Consider the following 18,055-nt stretch of genomic DNA (forward strand, 5'->3'; position numbering starts at 1 on the left):
ACCGCCCTCCCACACAGCACCGACCGCAAGGCGATCGGCCAGCGACCACGCTCCTTCACGGCACGATCGCAGGGCGGCCGACCTGCGACCGCCCTCCCACACAGCACCGACCGCAAGGCGGACGACCGGTGACCGCGGCGAACTACGCGGCCGAGGCGGAGATCCTCAAACTCGCCCGCGTCCTCGACGTCGAGCCCGCGCGGCTCGAGTACCTCACCACCGTCGATCCCGACGACCTGCGAGCCTTCCGGGACCAGGTCACCGACACGCTGTTCGACGCCAACGCCGCCGCACTGCAGCGGATGGCTCTCGCCGCGCGAGTGGTCCCGGTCGGCGTGCTCGCCAAGATCGCCGAGAAAGTCTTCGGCCCGCTGCTGTGCGCGCGGATCGCCGGGCTGGTCGACGTCTCGCGCGGGGTCGACGTCGCCAAGCGGCTCAGCCCGCGGTTCCTCGCCGAGGTCGCCGCGGAGCTCGATCCGCGGCGTGCCAGCGCCATCATCAGCCGCATTCCGCTCGACACCGTTCTCGCCGTCGCCGCCGAACTGGCGAGCAAAGAGGACTGGATCACCCTCGGCCGGTTCGTCGGTCACCTGCCCGACCTCACCGTGCGGCGCGCCCTCGAAGGGATCGACGACCCGGCGCTGCTGCGGATCGCCTTCGTGCTCGATGACAAGGACCGCATCGACCACGTCGTCGGCCTGCTGCCAGCCCACCGGCTCGGGCGGCTGGTCACCGCGGCGGCCGCCGACGAAGACCTCTGGGTGCCCGCGCTGGATCTGCTGACCCACCTCACCGAAGCCCGCCGGGCCACCCTCGTGCCGATGCTCGGCGGGCTGCCCGGCGGGTTCCGGGAACGCGTTCAGGCGACGATCAAGTAGATCCCGTAGCCGACGATCGCCGCGCACGCGGTGAAGCAGACCACCGCGCCGGCCAGTGGGCCGGTGCCCGAGCTGCCCGCCTCGCGTGCCGATTCGCGTTGCGAGAGGCCGACCACGCCGAAGGAAAAGAGGCTCGTCAGCACGACGACCGAAGCCAGCGCGACGACGAAGACGAGACCGAGGGAACCCCAATTGATGTGCACGGTGCTCCTCAGGCGTTGGCCGGCTGCGTGACGCCGGGCTCGGGCTCGTGGATGGAGTTCGCGTTGACCGGGTTCCGCCGGGACGCCAGGTAGATACCCAGCGCGACGACGACCCCCGCCAGGCCGACCAGCACCGTGCCCCAGGTCCCGAGCGTCGAGATCTCGGCTGCGAGCGCGCCGACGATCGCGGCAGCCGGCAGCGTCAGCGCCCAGGCGAGGACCATCCGGCCGGCGACGCCCCAGCGGACTTCGGCGAGCCTGCGGCCGAGCCCGGAGCCGATGATGCCGCCGGAGCAGACGTGCGTGGTGGACAGTGCGAACCCGAGGTGCGCCGACGTCAGGATGACCGCGGCCGCGCTGGTTTCCGCCGCGAAGCCCTGCGGGGTCTGGATTTCGGTGAGCTTCTTGCCCATCGTCTGGATGATCCGCCAGCCGCCGAGGTAGGTGCCGAGCGCGATCGCGGTGCCGGCGGTGAGGATCACCCACAGCGGCGGCCCGGAGTTCGGCGCGAGCGAGCCGGACGCGATCAGCGTCAGCGTGATGACACCCATGGTCTTCTGCGCGTCGTTCGTCCCGTGTGCCAGCGACACCAGGGACGCCGACGCGATCTGGCCCGCCTTGAACGTCCGGCCCACCGTGTCCTGCTTCGCGCGGGCGGTGATCCGGTAGACGAGGAAGGTGCCCAGGGTCGCGACGATCCCGGCGACGATCGGCGAGGCGAGCGCGGGGATCAGGACCTTCTCGACGACCTTCCCGAAGTGGACGGCGTCGGAGCCGGACGCGATCCAGGTGGCGCCGATCAGGCCGCCGAACAGCGCGTGCGACGAGCTCGACGGCAGCCCGATCAGCCACGTCAGCAAGTTCCAGACGATGGCGCCGACGAGCCCGGCGAAGATGATCACCGGCGTCACCTTCGTGTCGTCGACGATCCCGCCGGAGATCGTCTTCGCGACCTCGACCGAAAGGAAGGCGCCGACCAGGTTCAGCACGGCGGACACACCGACCGCGACCTTCGGCTTGAGCGCCCCGGTGGCGATGGACGTGGCCATCGCGTTGGCGGTGTCGTGGAAGCCGTTGGTGAAGTCGAAGGCGAGCGCCGCGACGATCACCACCAGCACGATGAGGGAGAAGTCCATGAGCGGCTCTCTTCCGTTGCTGTTCGTTAGCAACGCTACTGATCAACGGAACGGACTCCGATCCCTGTCGTGTGACGGCTCCCTGAACTCTCGATGAACCGGTGTCAGTACCTTCGCAATCAGCCGGAAGAGGCATCGGTGAAAGCGCTTTTTCAACGGCCGCATCGGCGCTCGCCATTGTCACCCGTCACAACGAACCCCGGACAACTCTGAGCGTTTTCCCAGGTCGCTTCCCCCGTTCTGTGACCGATCATGATATGCGTCACGTACTGACGGGTAACTGGAGGCAACGGAATGCGGGTCACCAACGGCGGTGTCAAGCGAACCCTGGCCGTGCTCGCCGCGGCGCTCACCTTCGGCGCGGTCGCGCCGTCGGTCGCCGACGCGGCGACGGGCAGCGGCTGGAACGACTGGGCCTGCCGGCCCACGGCGGCGCACCCCCAGCCCGTCGTGCTGGTGCACGGCCTCGGCGCGAACGACTCCGTCAACTGGTTCTTCCACGCGCCGAAGATCGCCGGCGCCGGGTACTGCGTGTTCTCGCTGACCTACGGCACCGGCATCCTCGGCCCGGGCGTCGGCGGCCTCGCGTCGATGCGCGACAGCGCGGCGCAACTCGGCCGGTTCGTCGACCGGGTCACGACCGCGACGGGCGCGGCGAAGGTCGACATCGTCGGCCACTCCGAAGGCAGCACGATGCCCGCGTACTACCTCAAGTACGGCGGCGGCGCAGCGAAAGTGGCCCACTTCGTCGGCTTCGGCGCGAACTACCGCGGCACCACCCTGGGCGGCCTCGACGCGCTCGCCGAAGCCCTGCTCACGACGGTGCCGGGCCTGGGCGCGATCCTGAAGACGGCCTGCGGCGCCTGCACGGAATACCTGGCCCCCTCGGCCTTCCTGGACGACCTCGCCCGCGGCGGCGTCCACGTGGCCGGCCCGGCGTACACGAGCATCGTGAGCAAGTACGACGAGGTGGTGACGCCGTACACGAGCGGCATCCTGAACGAGCCGGGCGCGACGGACATCGTGCTGCAGGACTTCTGCCCGTCCGACGCCGCCGGTCACCTCGGCCAGGCGATCGACCCGAACGTCACGGGCCTGATCCTGCACGCGCTCGACGCGAGCCACGCGCCGTCGTGCACACCGTTCACCCTGCCGCTGTGAACGGCACCGCGGCGGCGTGCTCCCACGGTCCGCCGCGGTAGTGCCAGACGTCGAGCCCGGTCGCGGTCGCCGTGCCGGGGCCGGGCTCGCGGCGCACGGCTTCGAGCGTGGCGGCCGCGACGTCCGGGCCGACCTTGCTCTGGACCGTCACGTGCGGCTTGAACGGCTGCGCGTCCTGGCGGGTGAGCCACGCCGACCAGCGCGCCCGCAACGCGGCGTGCAGCCGGAGCAGCGCGGTGGACTCGACGTCGAGGGCGACCCCGCGCCCGAGCGACCGGACCCGGGCCACCGTCAGCTCGAACGGCCCGTCCGCCACCTCGGCGCAGTCGGCGAGGACGGTCGCCAGGTGCTCGCCCGGGAGCGCGTGGAACAGGGTCAGGTGGGCGTCGACGAGCTGCCGCTCCAGCGGGAACCAGCGGCGCCGCAACGCATTCCACGCCGTTTGCGCGCGCTCGTCGACGGCGAGGGTCACGACCAGCGGCGGCACGGTGATCAGCGTACGCGTTCTCCGGCACGCCACACCGCGTGCGTCAGCGGCACGCCCGGCCGGTACGCCAGGTGCGTCACCGAAGGCGCGTCGAGGACGTGGACGTCCGCCCGCGCGCCGGGGCGCAGGACGCCCACGTCCGTCCGCCGCAGGGCCTTCGCGCCGCCCGCCGTCGCGGCCCAGACCGCTTCCTCGATCGTCATCCGCATCTGCAGCACCGCCGTCGCGACGCAGAACGCCATCGACGTCGTGTACGAGCTGCCCGGATTGGCGTTGCTGGCCAGCGCCACCGTCGCGCCCGCGTCGAGCAGGCGCCGCGCCGGGGCCAGCGGCTGACGGGTCGACAAGTCGCACGCCGGCAGCAGAGTCGCGACCGTCTCGGACGCGGCCAGCGCCTCGACGTCGGCGTCCGAAGGGTACGTGCAGTGGTCGACGCTCGCCGCGCCCAGCTCGACCGCCAGCCGGACGCCGGGCCCCTCGCCGAGCTGGTTGCCGTGCACCCGCAGCCCCAGCCCGCGCTCGGCCGCGGCCTTCAGCACCCGCGCCGACTGGGCTTCGTCGAACGCGCCGGTTTCGCAGAACACGTCCGCCCAGCGCACGCTTTCCGCCACGGCGTCGAGCATCTCGCCGCACACGAGGTCCACATAGGACTCCGCGTCGGCGCCCGGCGGGACCAGGTGCGCGCCGAGGAACGTGACCTCGTCGGCCACCTCGCCGGCGATCCGCGCGGACCGCGCCTCGTCCGCGACGGTCAGCCCGTAGCCCGTCTTCGTTTCCAGGCAGGTCGTCCCCTGCCGGGCCGCCTCGCCGACGTGGCGGCGCAGGTTCGCGGCCAGCTGCTCGTCGGACGCCTCCCGCGTCGCACCGACGGTGGTCGCGATTCCGCCTGCGGTGTAGGGCTTTCCGGCCATCCGAGCTTCGAATTCGGCGGTGCGGTCACCGGCGAAGACGAGGTGCGTGTGGCTGTCGACCCAGCCGGGCAGCACGGCACGCCCTTCGACGTCGACGCGCTCGTCGGCGTCCGGCGCGCTCGCCGCCGGACCCGCCCAGGCGACACGCGAGCCGTCCAGCACCAAGGCAGCGCCGGAAAGGCGGCCCAGCGCGGGGTCGTTGGTTGTGAGTTCGCCGATGCCCGTGATCAGGACTGCCACAGTGCCTCGATCTCCTTCGCCAGAACGGTTTCCGGTCGTTCGACCAGCTGGTGCACACCTTCCCGCACGACCTCGCGGCCCGCCACGACGACGTGCCGGACGTCGGCCCCTGACGCGGCGAACAGGACTCCCGAGGGCTCGATCCCGGCCGTCCGCACCGAATCGAGGGTCACCGTGACGAAGTCCGCGCCCGCCCCCTCGGCGAGCGCGCCGACCTCGTCCCACCCGATCGTCGCGTGGTCCGTGCCCGCGGCGAGGAGCTCCTCCGCGGTGAACCGGCCACGTTCCTCGCTGGCCAGCCGGTCGTCCAGCTCCAGCGCGCGGGTCTCTTCGAAGGCGTCGACGACGGCGTTGCTGTCGCTGCCGACGCTCAGCCGCACCCCGGCGTCCCGCAGGGCGCGGGCCGGGCCGATGCCGTCGCCGAGGTCGCGTTCGGTGGTCGGGCAGAAGCACGCCCCGACCCGGAACTCGCCGAGCCACCGCACGTCCCGGTCGGTGAGGTGGGTCGCGTGGACCACGGTGAGCCGCTCGTCGAGCACGCCGTGGTCGCCCAGCAGCCCGGTCGGGGTGAACCCGGTGGCCGCCTCGCACTGCTCGTTTTCCGCCCGCTGCTCGGAGAGGTGGATGTGCAGCGGCCGGTGTCCCGGCACGCCGTTGTCCACTTCGGACAGCTGGTCCGCCGGCACCGCGCGGACGGAGTGGATCGCCCCGCCGACCCGGAACTGCTCGTCTTCCGCCAGTGCGGCCACCCGGGAAGCCCACGCCGACGCCGTGCCGTCCGAGAACCGCCGCTGGACCTCGTCCGGCTCGACGCCGATGCCGCCCGCGAGGTAGCACGTGTCCAGGAGCGTCAGCCGGATCCCGGCGTCGGCCGCGGCCTGCCGCAGCGCCGCCCCCATCGCGTTCGGATCGCCGTACGGCTTGCCGCCGGGCGCGTGGTGGAGGTAGTGGAACTCGCCGACGCTCGTGTACCCGCCGAGCACCATCTCGGCGTAGACCCCGCGGGCCAGCCGGTAGTAGGCGTCGGGATCGAGCCGCGCCGCCAGCGCGTACATCCGCTCCCGCCAAGTCCAGAACGTGCCGCGCTCGTGGTGCGTCCGGCCCCGCAGCGCCCGGTGGAAGGCGTGCGAGTGCCCGTTCGCGAACCCGGGCAGGGTCAGCCCGTCGAGCACCGTGCCGGACCGCGGCGAGCCGGGTGTCACGCCGGTGATCCGGCCGCCGTCGACGTCGATGCGCACCGCGGACGCGATCCCGCTCGGCAGCCAGGCCTGCGCGCACCAGAAAACTGTCGGTGCCGAACGATAGACTGGAAACGGGGGGCGCCCCCGCGGGCCGGAGGTCATCGCGCCAGCCGCTCCAGCACCGTGGCCAGCGCCGCGGCGCCGGCTTCGACGTCGCCGGCCTCGGCGAACTCCTCCGGCGAGTGGCTGATGCCGGTCGGGTTGCGCACGTAGAGCATCCCGGCCGGGACGAACCCGGCGAGGACGGCCGCGTCGTGGCCGGCGCCGGTCGGCAGCTCCGGCGGCCCGCCGAGCCAGCCGCCGAGGTCGCGCCGGAGACCGTCGTCGAACACGACGTCGTCCGAATAGGACTCCCGCGTCACCGTCACCCGGCAGCCCTCCTCCGCGGCGGCCGCTTCCGCCGCGCGGGCGATGTCCTCGACCAGCGCCGGGGTGGCCGTGCCCGGCACCCGCGCGTCCAGCCACAAGTCCACAGTGGACGCAATGACGTTGGTCCCGCCCGGCGTCGGCACCAGCCGGCCGACCGTCGCCCGCGCGTCCGGGACGCCCGAGGCCAGCCGCCGGACGGCGGTGACCGTCGCGGCGGCGGGCAGCATCGGGTCGGCCCGATCCGCCAGTAGCGTCGCGCCCGCGTGGTTCCCCTGTCCGGCAAAGGAGAACCGCCAGCGTCCGTGGGCGATCACGGTGCTGCCGACGGCCACCGGCGAGCCGAGGTCGATCAGCCCGCGGCCCTGCTCGACGTGCAGCTCCAGGAACTTCCCGATCAGCCCGAGCCGGTCCGGGTCCGCCCCCACCCGCTCCGGATCGAACCCGGACTTCGCGGCCGCTTCGGCGAACGTCACGCCGTCGGCGTCCCGCAGCCCGCGCGCCTTGTCGGCGTCGATGGTGCCGGTGAGCAGCCGCGAACCCAGGCACGGGACGCCGAACCGGCCGCCCTCCTCTTCGGCGAACACGACGACGGCGAACGGCTTGCCCGGCCGGAACCCGCGCGCCTGCAGGGTTTCCACCGCGGCCAGGGCGCTCGCGACGCCGAGGGGTCCGTCGAAGGCGCCACCGCCGGGAACCGAGTCGAGGTGGCTGCCGGTGACGACGGCGTCCGGTCCCGGCGGGCCCCACCAGGCCCAGATGTTGCCGTTGTGGTCGGTGTCGACGTCGAGCCCGAGACCCAGCGCGCGCTCGCCGAACCACGCGCGCAGGTCCTGCTCCGGCAGGTCGAAGGCGTGCCGCGAGTAGCCGCCGCGTTTCGGGTCGCGCCCGACGTCGGCGATCTCGCCCAGCAGCGCGGAGGCGCTCACTCGGCCTCCCGCATCGGGACGCGCACACCCCGCTCGCCGGCGACGTCGGCCGCGCGGTCGTAACCGGCGTCGACGTGCCGGATGACGCCCATGCCCGGGTCGTTGGTGAGCACCCGTTCCAGCTTCTGCGCGGCCAGGAGCGTCCCATCGGCGACGCTGACCTGTCCGGCGTGGATGGACCGGCCCATGCCGACGCCGCCGCCGTGGTGGATCGACACCCAGCTGGCGCCCGACGCCGTGTTGACCAGGGCGTTCAGCAGCGGCCAGTCGGCGATCGCGTCGGAGCCGTCGGCCATGCCTTCGGTCTCGCGGTACGGCGAAGCGACGCTGCCGGAGTCGAGGTGGTCACGGCCGATGACGACCGGCGCCTTCAGCTCGCCGCTGGCCACCATCTCGTTGAACCGCAGGCCGGCCAGGTGGCGTTCACCGTAGCCGAGCCAGCAGATCCGCGCGGGCAGCCCCTGGAACGCCACGCGCTCGCCGGCCAGCTTGATCCACCGGGCGAGGGATTCGTTCTCCGGGAACAGTTCCAGCATCGCGCGGTCGGTCGCGGCGATGTCCTCGGGATCACCGGAAAGCGCGGCCCAGCGGAACGGGCCGTTGCCCTCGCAGAACAGCGGGCGGATGTAGGCGGGCACGAACCCGGGGAAGTCGAACGCCCGCTCGCAGCCGCCGAGCTTGGCCTCGCCGCGCAGGGAGTTGCCGTAGTCGAAGACCTCGGCCCCGCGGTCCAGGAAACCCAGCATGGCGTCGACGTGGTCGGCCATCGACTCGCGCGAACGGTCGGTGAACTCGTCCGGTTTCTTGCTCGCGTAGTCGTGCCAGTCGTCGACGCTGACACCCTTGGGCAGGTACGAAAGCGGGTCGTGCGCCGACGTCTGGTCGGTGACGATGTCGACCTCGACGTTGCGGCGCAACAGCTCCGGCAGCACCTCGGCGGCATTGCCGACCACGCCGACCGACAGCGCGCGCTTCTCCTGCTTGGCCAAGGTGGCGCGGGCGATGGCGTCGTCGAGATCGTCGGCAACCTCGTCGAGGTACCGGGTTTCGACGCGGCGGTGCGCGCGCTGCGGGTCGCACTCGATCACCAGCGCGACACCGTCGTTCATGGTCACGGCGAGGGGCTGCGCGCCGCCCATGCCGCCGAGACCGGCCGTCACCGTCAAAGTCCCGCGCAGCGAGCCGCCGAACTTCTTCTTCGCGACGGCGGCGAACGTCTCGTACGTGCCCTGCAGGATGCCCTGCGTTCCGATGTAGATCCAGGAACCCGCGGTCATCTGGCCGTACATGGTCAGGCCCTGCTGTTCCAGGCGGCGGAACTCCGGCCAGGTCGCCCAGTCGCCGACCAGGTTCGAGTTCGCGATCAGCACCCGCGGCGCCCATTCGTGCGTGCGGAACACGCCGACCGGCTTGCCCGACTGCACCAGCAGCGTCTCGTCGGCGTCCAAAGTGGTCAGTTCGCGGGTGATCGCGTCGAAGCTGGCCCAGTTGCGGGCGGCCTTGCCGGTGCCGCCGTAGACGACCAGGTCCTCGGGACGCTCGGCCACGTCGGGGTCGAGGTTGTTGTGGAACATCCGCAGCGCGGCTTCGGTCTGCCACGACTTGGCGGTGAGCTGGGTGCCGCGGGCGGCACGGACGACGCGGGACATCAGACCTCCAGGTAGGCGGTCGTGAGTGCGTAACGGTGTTCTAACACTGTTACGCACTCACGACAGGCGGGCGGCGTCGAGGACGGCGCCGGAGCGGACGAGTTCTTCGGCGGCCGCGATCTCGGGCGCCAGGTGGCGGTCCGGACCGGGGCCGTTCACCTTGGTGCGCAGGAGATCCCGGACCCGGCCGGTGACCGGCGACGGCTCCAGCGGCGCGCGGAAGTCCAGCGCGCGGGCTGCGGTCAGAAGCTCGATGGCCAGCACGGTGGTCAGGCCGTCGACGGCCTTGCGCAGCTTCCGCGCGGCCGACCAGCCCATCGAGACGTGGTCCTCCTGCATGGCGCTGCTCGGGATCGAGTCGACCGACGCGGGCACGGCGAGCCGCTTGAGCTCGCTGACCACGGCGGCCTGGGTGTACTGGGCGATCATGTGCCCGGAGTCGACGCCGGGGTCGTCGGCCAGGAACGGCGGCAGGCCGTGCGAACGCGCCTTGTCGAGCATCCGGTCGGTGCGGCGCTCGGCGATGCTGGCGACGTCGGCGATCGGGATGGCCAGGAAGTCGAGGACGTAGGCGACGGGCGCGCCGTGGAAGTTGCCGTTGGACTCGACGCGGCCGTCGGCGAGGACGACCGGATTGTCCACGGCGGACATGAGCTCGCGCTCGCCGACGAGTTCGGCGTGGGCGAGGCTGTCGCGGGCGGCGCCGTGGACCTGCGGGGCGCAGCGCAGCGAGTAGGCGTCCTGGACGCGGTTGCAGTCGGGACCGCGGTGGCTTTCGACGATCTTCGAGCCCTGCAGCGCCTGCCACATCCGCGCCGCGGACGTCGCCTGGCCGGGGTGCGGGCGCAGGGCCTGGAGGTCGGCGGCAAAGGCGCGATCGGTGCCGAGCAGGGCCTCGACGCTCATCGCGGCGGTGAGGTCGGCGATGTCGAAGAGCCGGTGCAGGTCGGCGGCGGCGAGCAGGAGCATGCCGAGCATGCCGTCGGTGCCGTTGGTGAGCGCGAGGCCCTCCTTCTCGGCGAGGACGACCGGCTCGATGCCGGCGTGCTTCAGCGCTTCGCCTGCTTCGACGACTTCGCCGCGATACGCCACTTCGCCTTCGCCCATGAGCGCGAGCGCGACGGCGGCGAGGGGCGCGAGGTCGCCGGAGCAGCCGAGTGAGCCGTACTCGTGGACGACCGGGGTGATGTCGGCGTTGAGCAGGGCCGCAAGCGTTTGCGCGGTGCCCGGCCGGACCCCGGTGTACCCGCTGGCGAGGGTCCGCAGCCGCAGCAGCATCAGCGCCCGGACGACCTCGGCCTCCACGGCGGGCCCGGCCCCGGCGGCGTGCGAGCGGATCAGGCTCCGCTGCAGCGCGGTCCGGCTTTCGACCGGGATGTGACGGGTGGCGAGCGCGCCGAAGCCGGTCGAGACGCCGTAGGTGGGCGTGACGGCGTGCGCGAGGTTCTCGATGTGCTGGCGGGTCGCGGCGAGGTTCTTCTCGGCGGCGTCCGTGAGCCCGACCGGCGCGTGGCCGCGGACGACGTCGACGACCTGGGCGGCGGTCAGCGGTTCCGGCCCCAGGAGCACTTTTTCCGGCATGGGCTCATTGCACCCCTTCGGAACCGCTGGTGGGATGCCCCACCGAGTGGTTCTGTCTGGTATCCCAGACGTAGGCTCGGCACGTGGGCGAGAGCAGCGAGGTGCCGGCGCTGCGCCGCGGGCTGGCGGTGCTGCGTCTGCTGGCCACGCGCCCGGGCCCGGTCACCGCGGCGGCGATCGCCCGGGAAGCCGGCCTGCCCCGCTCGACCACGTACCACCTGCTCAGCGAGCTCGAAGCCGCCGGGTTCGTCGTCCACCTGCCCGCCGAACGCCGCTACGGCCTCGGCATCGCCGCGTTCGAGCTGGGCTCGGCCTACCTGCGCCACGATCCGCTGGAGCGGCTGGCCGGGCCGTTGCTGCGCAAGCTCGTCGACCGCGTCGGGCACACCGCCCACCTGGGCGTCCTGCACGGCAACGAGTCGCTGTACCTGATCAAGGAGCGCCCGGTGCGGCCGGAAACGCTGGTGACGGAGGTCGGCGTCCGGCTGCCGGGCCAGCTGACCGCGTCCGGCCGGGCGATCCTGCGGCACCTGCCCGCTCCGCACGTCCGCGCGCTGTTCCCGTCGGCGACGGCGTTCGTCCTGCGCACCGGCCGCGGCCCGCGCACGCTGGCCGAGCTGCGCCGCACGCTCACCGCGGAACGCCGGCTCGGCTGGTCGGTCGAGGACGGCCACGTCACGGCCGGCTTCGCGTCGGTGGCCTGCCCGGTCTTCGACCACGGCGCCCGGCCGATGGCGGCGATCAGCGTGACCCTCCGCCACCACTGCACGGCCGAGCCGTGCCCGGAGACGTGGCCCGCGCTGGCCGCGGAGGTGGCGGCGACGGCGGCCGAGCTGACCAGCCGGATCGGCGGCCACCCGGGCTGACGCGCTGCTGCGATCGGGGCAACTGTCACCGAACGGCTCGATTCCACTCCGCTGGGTGATTACCGTAGCTGGGTAGCGGTCTCGAGGGGCGCCGGCGATGGATGACGCACGCGTGACGAGGGTGGGTTTCGGCGCGGTGCTCGCCGTCCCGGAGTTCCGCGCGATGTGGACCGCCGAGCTGCTGTCCGTCTGCGGTGACCAGCTCGCCCGGGTCGCGCTCGCGGTCCTGGTCTTCCAGCGCACGTCGTCGGCCGCGCTGACCGGCCTGACCTACGCCCTGACGTACGTGCCGTCCCTGCTCGGCGGCGTCCTGCTGGCCGGCGCGGGCGACCGGTGGCCGCGCCGCGACGTGATGATCGCCGCCGACCTGGCCCGGGCCGCGCTGGTCGCGGCGATCGCGATCCCCGGCGTCCCGCTGTGGGTGCTGTGCGTGCTGGTCGCGGTGCTGACCGCGCTCGGCGGGCCGTTCAAGGCAGCCCAGCAGGCGTTGCTGCCGACGGTGCTCGAGGGCGAGCGGTACCTCGTCGGGATGGCCTTGCGGAACGTGACGATCCAGGGCGCGCAGCTGGCCGGGTTCGCCGGCGGCGGGGCGCTGATCGCCGCGCTGACACCGTCGGCGGCCTTGGCGCTGGACGCCGTGACGTTCGTCCTCTCGGCGTTTTTCCTGGTCACGGGAGTGCGACGGCGGGAAGCGGTCGACCGGGTCGTCCGCCCGGCGTGGCTGTCGGCGACCGGCGCGGGCATCCGGCTGATCTGGCGCGACCCGGCGCTGCGGACGCTGGTGGCGCTGAACTGGCTGGCGGGGTTCTACATCGTCCCGGAGGCGCTGGCCGCGCCGTACGCGGCGGGCATCGGCGCGGGCGCGACGCTGGTGGGGCTGCTGATGGCGGCGGACCCGGCGGGCAGCGTGCTCGGCGGGTTCGTGTTCGGCAAGGCGGTCCCGGAGCACGTCCAGGTGCGGGTGCTCGGCCTGCTCGGGATCGCCGCGGGGTTGCCGCTGGTGCTGTTCGCGTTCCGGCCGGGGCTGGTCGTGTCGGTGCTGTTGCTGGCGACGTCCGGGCTGCTGGCGACCGGCTACAACATCCAAGGGACGGTGTCGTTCATGCGCCGGGTGCCGGACGGGCACCGCGCGCAGTGCGCCGGCGTCAACTCGGCGGGGTTGCTCACGGTGCAGGGAATCGGCGCGGCCGTGGCGGGCGTGCTGGCCGACGTGGGGAACCCGGCGCACACCATCGCGGTGGCCGGGGCGGCGGGTGCCGCGGTGGCCGTGCCGGTCGCGAGGGCGTGGCGCCGGGTCAGGCGGGAGGAACGATGACCTCAGTTGTCGCGTCCGCACATGGCGCGCCTCCCTTCACCTTCGCCGGCCGAACCGGCTCCGTCACCGGCCGGACACCATGAGTATGCGCAGCGGCGCCGGCATCCCGCGCTTTGTACCGCGTTTTCGTGACGTCGTCGTGGCACCGCGACGGTGGGCGCTGTGGCGCCAGAGCCCCCGGGTGATCGTGTACTGCCTGGTCAGCGAGGGGGTGGCGGTGGTGCTGACGCTGCGCCCGTCCCCGATCGCGGTGGACCGCCGCACGTGGCTGATCCTCGTGGTCCTGCTGGTCCTCGGCGTGGTGCAGTCGGAGACGGGCCGGCGAGTGGAGCGCATCCGCCGTCGCGTGTCCGGGACACCGCACATCAACATGACGTCGGTCTGGACGTTCGCGGGGGTCCTGCTGCTGCCCCCGCTGCTGCTGGCGGTGCTGGTCGGCGGCCTGTACGCGCACCTGGCGATCCGCAGCTGGTACCGCCTCCAGCGGGTACCGGCCTCCCGCACGGTCAGCAACGCGGCCATCATCCTGCTGTCGTGCTACGCGGCCCAGGCGGTGCTGCGCCTGGCGGGCATGGGCGACATCCGCACGGCAACAACGCACGGCTGGCCGGGAACGCTCGGGATAGCGGCGGCGGGAGTGACGTTCTTCGTGGTGAACGCCCTCCTGGTTCTCCCGGCCCGCCGCGAAGTCGGCCGCACCCCGGAGGCGTTGTTCGGCACGTGGTCGGACAACGGCCTGGAGGTGGCAACGCTCTGCCTGGGCGCGCTGAACGCCCTGGCCCTGGCGACGTTGCCGGGCCTGGTGGTGCTGGTGTTCCCGCCGTTGCTGCTGTTGCACCGGACGGTCTTGGTGAAGCAGCTGGAGGTGGCGGCCCACCGCGACGAGAAAACGGGCCTGTACAACACGAGCGGCTGGCACGCGCTGGCGGAGCGAACACTGGCGGCGGCAGCGCGCCAGCGGGGCACGTTCGGCCTCCTGATGCTGGACTTGGACCACTTCAAGCAGGTGAACGACACGTACGGCCACCTGGCGGGCGACGCGGTGCTGAAGGCGGTGGCCCAGTCGATCATCTCAGCGGTCCGCGGCCGCGGAGACGCGGTGGGCCGCTTCGGCGGCGAAGAGTTCGTGGTGGTGCTGCCGGGCATCACCGAGCCGGACATCGGCCCGGTGGCCGAGCGGATCCGCAGGGCGATCAGCGCACTGAAGGTCCCGGCGGGCCAGCTGTCGATCACGGGCCTGTCGGCCTCGATCGGCATAGCGGTCTACCCGACGGCGGGCACGTCGTTGCAGCGCCTACTGGACGCAGCGGACACGGCGCTGTACCACGCGAAGGCGACGGGCCGGAACAAGGTGGTCCACGTGGCGGACCTGGTGTAGCTCAGGCGGTCTTGTGCCGCCGCCCGGCATCGAGCCCGAGCATGGCGAGCAGTTCGGCGCATTCCCGCACATCCGAGGAGTGCCCGGCAACGGTGAGAACGGCCCGATCATTCTGTTCGGCAAGCCGAACGGCCTCTTCAGCCCGGATAACCCCCATCCGGCTGTCATCGTCATTGGCGATCGAGCTGCCACTACGCCGGGCCCAGGTCATCTGGCCACCTACTTCCGGCCCCACGGGTGCGGGGCCATGGTCGGGAGACCAGCATGACATTGACAGAAATTTCACTCTTCAGTGGGCCCTGTCACAGGGTGGTGGTTGCTGTGAGTAGTGGCTTTGCCCTTGTCGCGTTGTCTCTTCCGGCACCCCGAAGCTGTCATTGTGACTACGGTGTTTCGGCTTCGGATCGGGGTGCGCGGGGGTCTGGGTGCTCGTCGGTGCCGGTTTGCGTGATCCCTCGCGTTAGGAGGGTGGGGCAGGCTGCGGTCGGGAGTTGGCTCGGGTCCGGGCAGGTGGGCGGGGCGAAGGCGCCGGGCAGGCGAGCCGGGGCGGCGCGTGCCAGGCCGGGGCGAAGCCCGCCTGGCGGGGGTCTGGGGGTTCGAACCCCAGAAAACACGAACGAAACGAAGAGAAGACCCAAGCTCCGAAGGAGCGAGGGCCTTCTCGAAGTGGAGGTGCCGGGAATTGAACCCGGGTCCTCTGGCGTATCAACAGGGCTTCTCCGTGCGCAGTCCGCTACGTCTCTACTTGACTCCCTCAGTCACGCGAACAAGCTGAGGTGACGAGCCCAGCCACTGTTTGCTTCACGACTGTTCCCCGTGGCCGGGACAGTCGCTGAGCCTCCTAGCTGATGCCGGTACCCGGGCCGGAGGCGAACCCGGGCCGACAGAGTCGCACTCGCTCAGGCGGCGAGGGCGAACTCGCGCTGACTGGAGTCGGCGCTTATTTGGTTGCGATGACGCTTACGGTGGTCTCTCGCCTGCACCGGCACGCTTCTCCTGAATCAACGTCCAAAGTCGAAACCGTTCACCCCCTTGTCGGGACACAACCTGTCCATCATAACGCGCGGCGCCACCGGTTTAGTCCGGGTGGGGTGGGGCCAGCCCTACCGGCGGGATGCCCGCTCGCACCATGTTGCCCGGCGCGCCGGCCCGCGAAGCTGGTACGCGATGAAGGGAGCGGTCATGGTGAGTGACAGGCGGGATCCGCCGTTCGGTGGTTCGGTGGTGTTTCTGCTGATGAACCTGCCGCTGGGGGTGGCGGCGTTCGTCTTCCTCACCGCGTTCGTCTCGGCCGGTGCCGGGACCGCTGTGGTCTGGGTCGGGGTGGGGCTGCTCGCGCTCGTCGTGCTCGCCGTGCGGGGGGCCGCGCGGCTGGAGCGGGCGCGGGTCTACGCGCTGCTCGACCGGTACATCGATCTCCCCTACCTGCCGTTGCCCGCCGGGAAGCAGGCCGCGCGGTGGAAGGCGCGGCTGAAGGACCCCTCGACCTGGCGGGACTTCACCTACTTCGCGCTGCTCTTCCCCGTCGGTCTCGTCGAGTTCGTGCTCGTGACGGCGTTCTGGTCGACGAGCCTCGCGCTCGCCGGGCTGCCCGTCTACTTCCGGTGGCTGCCGGGCGGGGCCTACCACTTCCCGGCGTGGGACGTGCCGTGGCTGACCGTGGACTCCACCGTCGAAGCGCTACCGTGGGCAGCACTGGGGGTGTTGTTCGTCGCCTTGTCCGTTGCGTTGACCAAGGCGCTGGCGGGGACGCACGCCCGGCTGGCGAACGCGCTGCTGGGGCCGACCGTGGCGCAGCGTCACCGGATGGAGCGCTGGTGGGAAGACGCGGAAGAGAAGAACCTGGTGGCGGGATGACCGAGGCACGAGAACTGGACCACCCGCGGCCGCACCCGGCTCGCACGATCCTCTACATGATCGTCAGCTTCTTCTTCCGGATCCTGCAGTTCGTGCTGATCGTGACCGGGATCGCGGTGGGGGTGTCGACCGCGGTGATCTGGATCGGGTTCCCGATCCTGCTGGCGACGACGAGTTTCGTCCGCTGGTCGGGTGACCGCGAGCGGGGCTGGGCCGGGCAGATGCTGCGGGTGCCGCTGCCGCCGGTGCAGCGGCGGCCGTACGAAGAGGGGCAGCCGCTGCTGCGGCGGTGGATGGTCCGGCTGAGTGATGCGACCACCTGGCGTGACCTCGCCTACCTGATGGCGGCGTTCCCGCTGGCGTGCCTCGAGGTCGGGATCGCGCTGGCGTCGATCGTGCTGCTGCCGATGGCGATCTGGGTGACGCCGTGGCTGGGCTGGCTGCACGGTGAGCTGGCACTGGCGCTGCTGGGCCCGGACCGCACCAAGCGGCTGGAGCAGAAGGCCGAGCGGCTGCAGGCGTCGCGGGCCCGCGGTGTCGACGCGGCCGAAGCCGAACGGCGGCGCATCGAGCGTGACCTGCACGACGGCGCCCAGCAGCGGCTCGTCGCGGTCGCGATGAGTCTCGGGCGGGCGAAGTCGAAGTTCGACCAGGACCCGGAGTCGGTGCGGGAGCTGATCGACGAGGCCCACGCGGACGCGAAGCTGGCCGTGTCGGAGCTGCGGGACCTCGCCCGTGGCATCTACCCCGCCGTCCTCGGGGACCGCGGGCTGGACGCGGCGCTGTCGGCGCAGGCGGCGAAGTCTCCGATCCCGGTCGACGTGCGGGTGGACGTCGAGCCGCGGCCGCCGGCGGCCGTCGAGACGACGGCGTACTTCATCGTCGGCGAGACCCTGACGAACATCGCGAAGCACTCCGGAGCGTCCGAAGCGGGCGTGAAGGTGTGGCGGACCGACGACCACGTCGTCGTCGAGATCACCGACAACGGCCACGGCGGCGCGGAAGTGCGGCCGGGCGGCGGGCTGGCCGGGCTCGCCGACCGCGCGGCGACGATCGACGGCGTGATCACCGTGGTCAGCCCGGTGGGCGGGCCGACCGTGATCCGGGCTGACCTCCCCTGCCAGTGGTGAATATTCTGGACCCCGTTCATCCACGAACCTGGGGGCCGGATGCGGGTAGTCATCGCCGAGGACGCCGTCCTGCTGCGGGCGGGGGTCACGCGCCTGCTCGCCGATGAGGGGATCGAGACGGTCGCGGCCGTCGACAACGGGGACGACCTGCTCGGCGCGGTCACCGAGCACCGTCCCGACCTCGCGATCGTCGACGTCCGGATGCCGCCGACATTCACCGACGAAGGCTTGCGCGCCGCGCTGGCGGCCCGCAAGGAGGTGCCGGGGCTGCCGGTGCTGGTGCTGTCGCAGTACGTCGAGGAGTCGTACGCCGTCGAGCTGCTCTCCGGCGGCGCCGGCGGGGTCGGCTACCTGCTGAAGGAGCGCGTGGCCGACGTCGGGGACTTCCTGGACGCGGTCCGCCGGGTGGCCGGCGGCGGCACGGCGATCGACCCGGACGTGATCGCCCAGCTGATGGCCCGCGGCCGCCGCAACCCGCTGGACGCGCTGACCGCCCGCGAGTCCGAGGTCCTCGGCCTGATGGCGCAGGGCCTGTCGAACACCGCGATCGCGAATTCGCTGGTGGTTTCGCACGGCGCGGTGGAGAAGCACATCGGCAACATCTTCTCGAAACTCGGGCTCGAAGCCAGCGCGGAGGAACACCGCCGCGTCCGTGCGGTGTTGACGTACCTGGGCCGCTGAGCGACGGACAGTGACCGGAAGTTCCGTAGGGTGGACAACGGGTCAC

Annotated in this window: 17 protein-coding genes and 1 other RNA gene; 8 read left to right on the top strand and 10 right to left on the bottom strand. The window is 72.0% G+C overall.

Features of this window, described 5'->3' with window-relative positions; all coding sequences use genetic code 11:
* Positions 1–128 precede the first annotated feature (128 nt).
* Positions 129–878, top strand: a complete 750-nt coding sequence (locus OO60_RS36135) for a hypothetical protein (protein WP_003082040.1) — start codon at positions 129–131, stop codon at positions 876–878.
* On the opposite strand, the gene OO60_RS36140 is transcribed toward OO60_RS36135, so the two are convergent.
* Both OO60_RS36140 and OO60_RS36145 read right to left on the bottom strand, forming a co-directional pair.
* Positions 860–1,081, bottom strand: coding sequence for a hypothetical protein (locus OO60_RS36140; RefSeq protein WP_003082042.1), 222 nt, complete (start codon positions 1,079–1,081; stop codon positions 860–862). The two genes, OO60_RS36135 and OO60_RS36140, sit on opposite strands and share 19 nt — an antisense overlap.
* A gap of 8 nt (positions 1,082–1,089) precedes the next feature.
* Positions 1,090–2,217 carry an inorganic phosphate transporter gene (locus OO60_RS36145; RefSeq protein WP_003082044.1) on the bottom strand — a complete coding sequence of 376 codons (1,128 nt, stop codon included), beginning with the start codon at positions 2,215–2,217 and terminating at the stop codon, positions 1,090–1,092.
* A 294-nt stretch (positions 2,218–2,511) separates the two neighbouring features.
* Between OO60_RS36145 and OO60_RS36150 the strand changes: the two genes are divergently transcribed.
* A complete protein-coding gene (locus tag OO60_RS36150; RefSeq protein WP_003082047.1) occupies positions 2,512–3,378 on the top strand; it encodes an alpha/beta hydrolase family protein in 867 nt (288 codons plus the stop codon).
* Here OO60_RS36150 and OO60_RS36155 read toward each other — a convergent pair.
* The 6 genes from OO60_RS36155 to hutH all read right to left on the bottom strand — a co-directional run bounded on the left by OO60_RS36155 (position 3,362) and on the right by hutH (position 10,782).
* Positions 3,362–3,865 carry a 2'-5' RNA ligase family protein gene (locus tag OO60_RS36155; protein ID WP_003082050.1) on the bottom strand — a complete coding sequence of 168 codons (504 nt, stop codon included), beginning with the start codon at positions 3,863–3,865 and terminating at the stop codon, positions 3,362–3,364. The genes OO60_RS36150 and OO60_RS36155 overlap by 17 nt on opposite strands.
* A 5-nt stretch (positions 3,866–3,870) precedes the next feature.
* Positions 3,871–5,016, bottom strand: coding sequence for an imidazolonepropionase (gene hutI, locus OO60_RS36160; RefSeq protein ID WP_003082055.1), 1,146 nt, complete (start codon positions 5,014–5,016; stop codon positions 3,871–3,873).
* Positions 5,004–6,254, bottom strand: coding sequence for a formimidoylglutamate deiminase (locus OO60_RS36165; RefSeq protein WP_003082057.1), 1,251 nt, complete (start codon positions 6,252–6,254; stop codon positions 5,004–5,006). The genes hutI and OO60_RS36165 overlap by 13 nt, the downstream gene beginning before the upstream one ends.
* Before the next feature lie 101 nt (positions 6,255–6,355).
* Positions 6,356–7,552, bottom strand: coding sequence for an allantoate amidohydrolase (locus OO60_RS36170; protein ID WP_003082060.1), 1,197 nt, complete (start codon positions 7,550–7,552; stop codon positions 6,356–6,358).
* The gene (hutU, locus tag OO60_RS36175) at positions 7,549–9,201 is read right to left on the bottom strand and encodes a urocanate hydratase (protein WP_003082062.1); all 1,653 of its coding nucleotides are present in this window, start codon (positions 9,199–9,201) and stop codon (positions 7,549–7,551) included. The genes OO60_RS36170 and hutU overlap by 4 nt, the downstream gene beginning before the upstream one ends.
* A gap of 57 nt (positions 9,202–9,258) precedes the next feature.
* Positions 9,259–10,782: a histidine ammonia-lyase gene (gene hutH / locus OO60_RS36180; RefSeq protein ID WP_003082064.1), complete on the bottom strand. Its 1,524-nt coding sequence runs from the start codon at positions 10,780–10,782 to the stop codon at positions 9,259–9,261.
* Positions 10,783–10,865: 83 nt separating this feature from the next.
* Here hutH and OO60_RS36185 point away from each other — a divergent pair, with 83 nt between their 5' ends.
* From OO60_RS36185 to OO60_RS36195, 3 genes are all read left to right on the top strand, one after another.
* Positions 10,866–11,648 carry an IclR family transcriptional regulator gene (locus OO60_RS36185; RefSeq protein ID WP_003082066.1) on the top strand — a complete coding sequence of 261 codons (783 nt, stop codon included), beginning with the start codon at positions 10,866–10,868 and terminating at the stop codon, positions 11,646–11,648.
* A gap of 97 nt (positions 11,649–11,745) precedes the next feature.
* On the top strand, positions 11,746–12,963 hold the full coding sequence (locus OO60_RS36190) for an MFS transporter (RefSeq protein WP_033263043.1): 1,218 nt from the start codon (positions 11,746–11,748) through the stop codon (positions 12,961–12,963).
* 139 nt (positions 12,964–13,102) lie between these two features.
* Positions 13,103–14,341 carry a GGDEF domain-containing protein gene (locus OO60_RS36195; RefSeq protein ID WP_033263044.1) on the top strand — a complete coding sequence of 413 codons (1,239 nt, stop codon included), beginning with the start codon at positions 13,103–13,105 and terminating at the stop codon, positions 14,339–14,341.
* Between the two features lies 1 nt (position 14,342).
* Here the strand turns inward: OO60_RS36195 and OO60_RS36200 are convergent, their stop codons facing one another.
* Positions 14,343–14,552: a hypothetical protein gene (locus tag OO60_RS36200; protein ID WP_003082076.1), complete on the bottom strand. Its 210-nt coding sequence runs from the start codon at positions 14,550–14,552 to the stop codon at positions 14,343–14,345.
* A gap of 453 nt (positions 14,553–15,005) precedes the next feature.
* Positions 15,006–15,373: a transfer-messenger RNA gene (ssrA, locus tag OO60_RS45590) on the bottom strand.
* Between the two features lie 150 nt (positions 15,374–15,523).
* Between ssrA and OO60_RS36205 the strand changes: the two genes are divergently transcribed.
* From OO60_RS36205 to OO60_RS36215, 3 genes are read left to right on the top strand one after another with little or no spacing between them, the layout of a single operon-like run.
* A complete protein-coding gene (locus OO60_RS36205; protein ID WP_003082078.1) occupies positions 15,524–16,198 on the top strand; it encodes a sensor domain-containing protein in 675 nt (224 codons plus the stop codon).
* Positions 16,195–17,328, top strand: a complete 1,134-nt coding sequence (locus OO60_RS36210) for a sensor histidine kinase (protein ID WP_003082081.1) — start codon at positions 16,195–16,197, stop codon at positions 17,326–17,328. The genes OO60_RS36205 and OO60_RS36210 overlap by 4 nt, the downstream gene beginning before the upstream one ends.
* Before the next feature lie 39 nt (positions 17,329–17,367).
* Positions 17,368–18,009, top strand: coding sequence for a response regulator transcription factor (locus OO60_RS36215; RefSeq protein WP_003082082.1), 642 nt, complete (start codon positions 17,368–17,370; stop codon positions 18,007–18,009).
* The last annotated feature ends 46 nt before the right edge of the window (positions 18,010–18,055 follow it).

The organism is Amycolatopsis vancoresmycina, from assembly GCF_000716785.1.
Lineage (GTDB): Bacteria > Actinomycetota > Actinomycetes > Mycobacteriales > Pseudonocardiaceae > Amycolatopsis > Amycolatopsis vancoresmycina.

Bases quoted from the DNA above. Each gene is read 5' to 3' on its own strand.
- OO60_RS36145 (WP_003082044.1), bottom strand. From the start codon at position 2,217: ATGGACTTCTCCCTCATCGTGCTGGTGGTGATCGTCGCGGCGCTCGCC.
- OO60_RS36150 (WP_003082047.1), top strand. From the start codon at position 2,512: ATGCGGGTCACCAACGGCGGTGTCAAGCGAACCCTGGCCGTGCTCGCC.
- hutU (WP_003082062.1), bottom strand. From the start codon at position 9,201: ATGTCCCGCGTCGTCCGTGCCGCCCGCGGCACCCAGCTCACCGCCAAG.
- hutH (WP_003082064.1), bottom strand. From the start codon at position 10,782: ATGCCGGAAAAAGTGCTCCTGGGGCCGGAACCGCTGACCGCCGCCCAG.
- OO60_RS36190 (WP_033263043.1), top strand. From the start codon at position 11,746: ATGGATGACGCACGCGTGACGAGGGTGGGTTTCGGCGCGGTGCTCGCC.
- OO60_RS36200 (WP_003082076.1), bottom strand. From the start codon at position 14,552: ATGACCTGGGCCCGGCGTAGTGGCAGCTCGATCGCCAATGACGATGAC.
- OO60_RS36205 (WP_003082078.1), top strand. From the start codon at position 15,524: ATGGTGAGTGACAGGCGGGATCCGCCGTTCGGTGGTTCGGTGGTGTTT.
- OO60_RS36210 (WP_003082081.1), top strand. From the start codon at position 16,195: ATGACCGAGGCACGAGAACTGGACCACCCGCGGCCGCACCCGGCTCGC.
- OO60_RS36215 (WP_003082082.1), top strand. From the start codon at position 17,368: ATGCGGGTAGTCATCGCCGAGGACGCCGTCCTGCTGCGGGCGGGGGTC.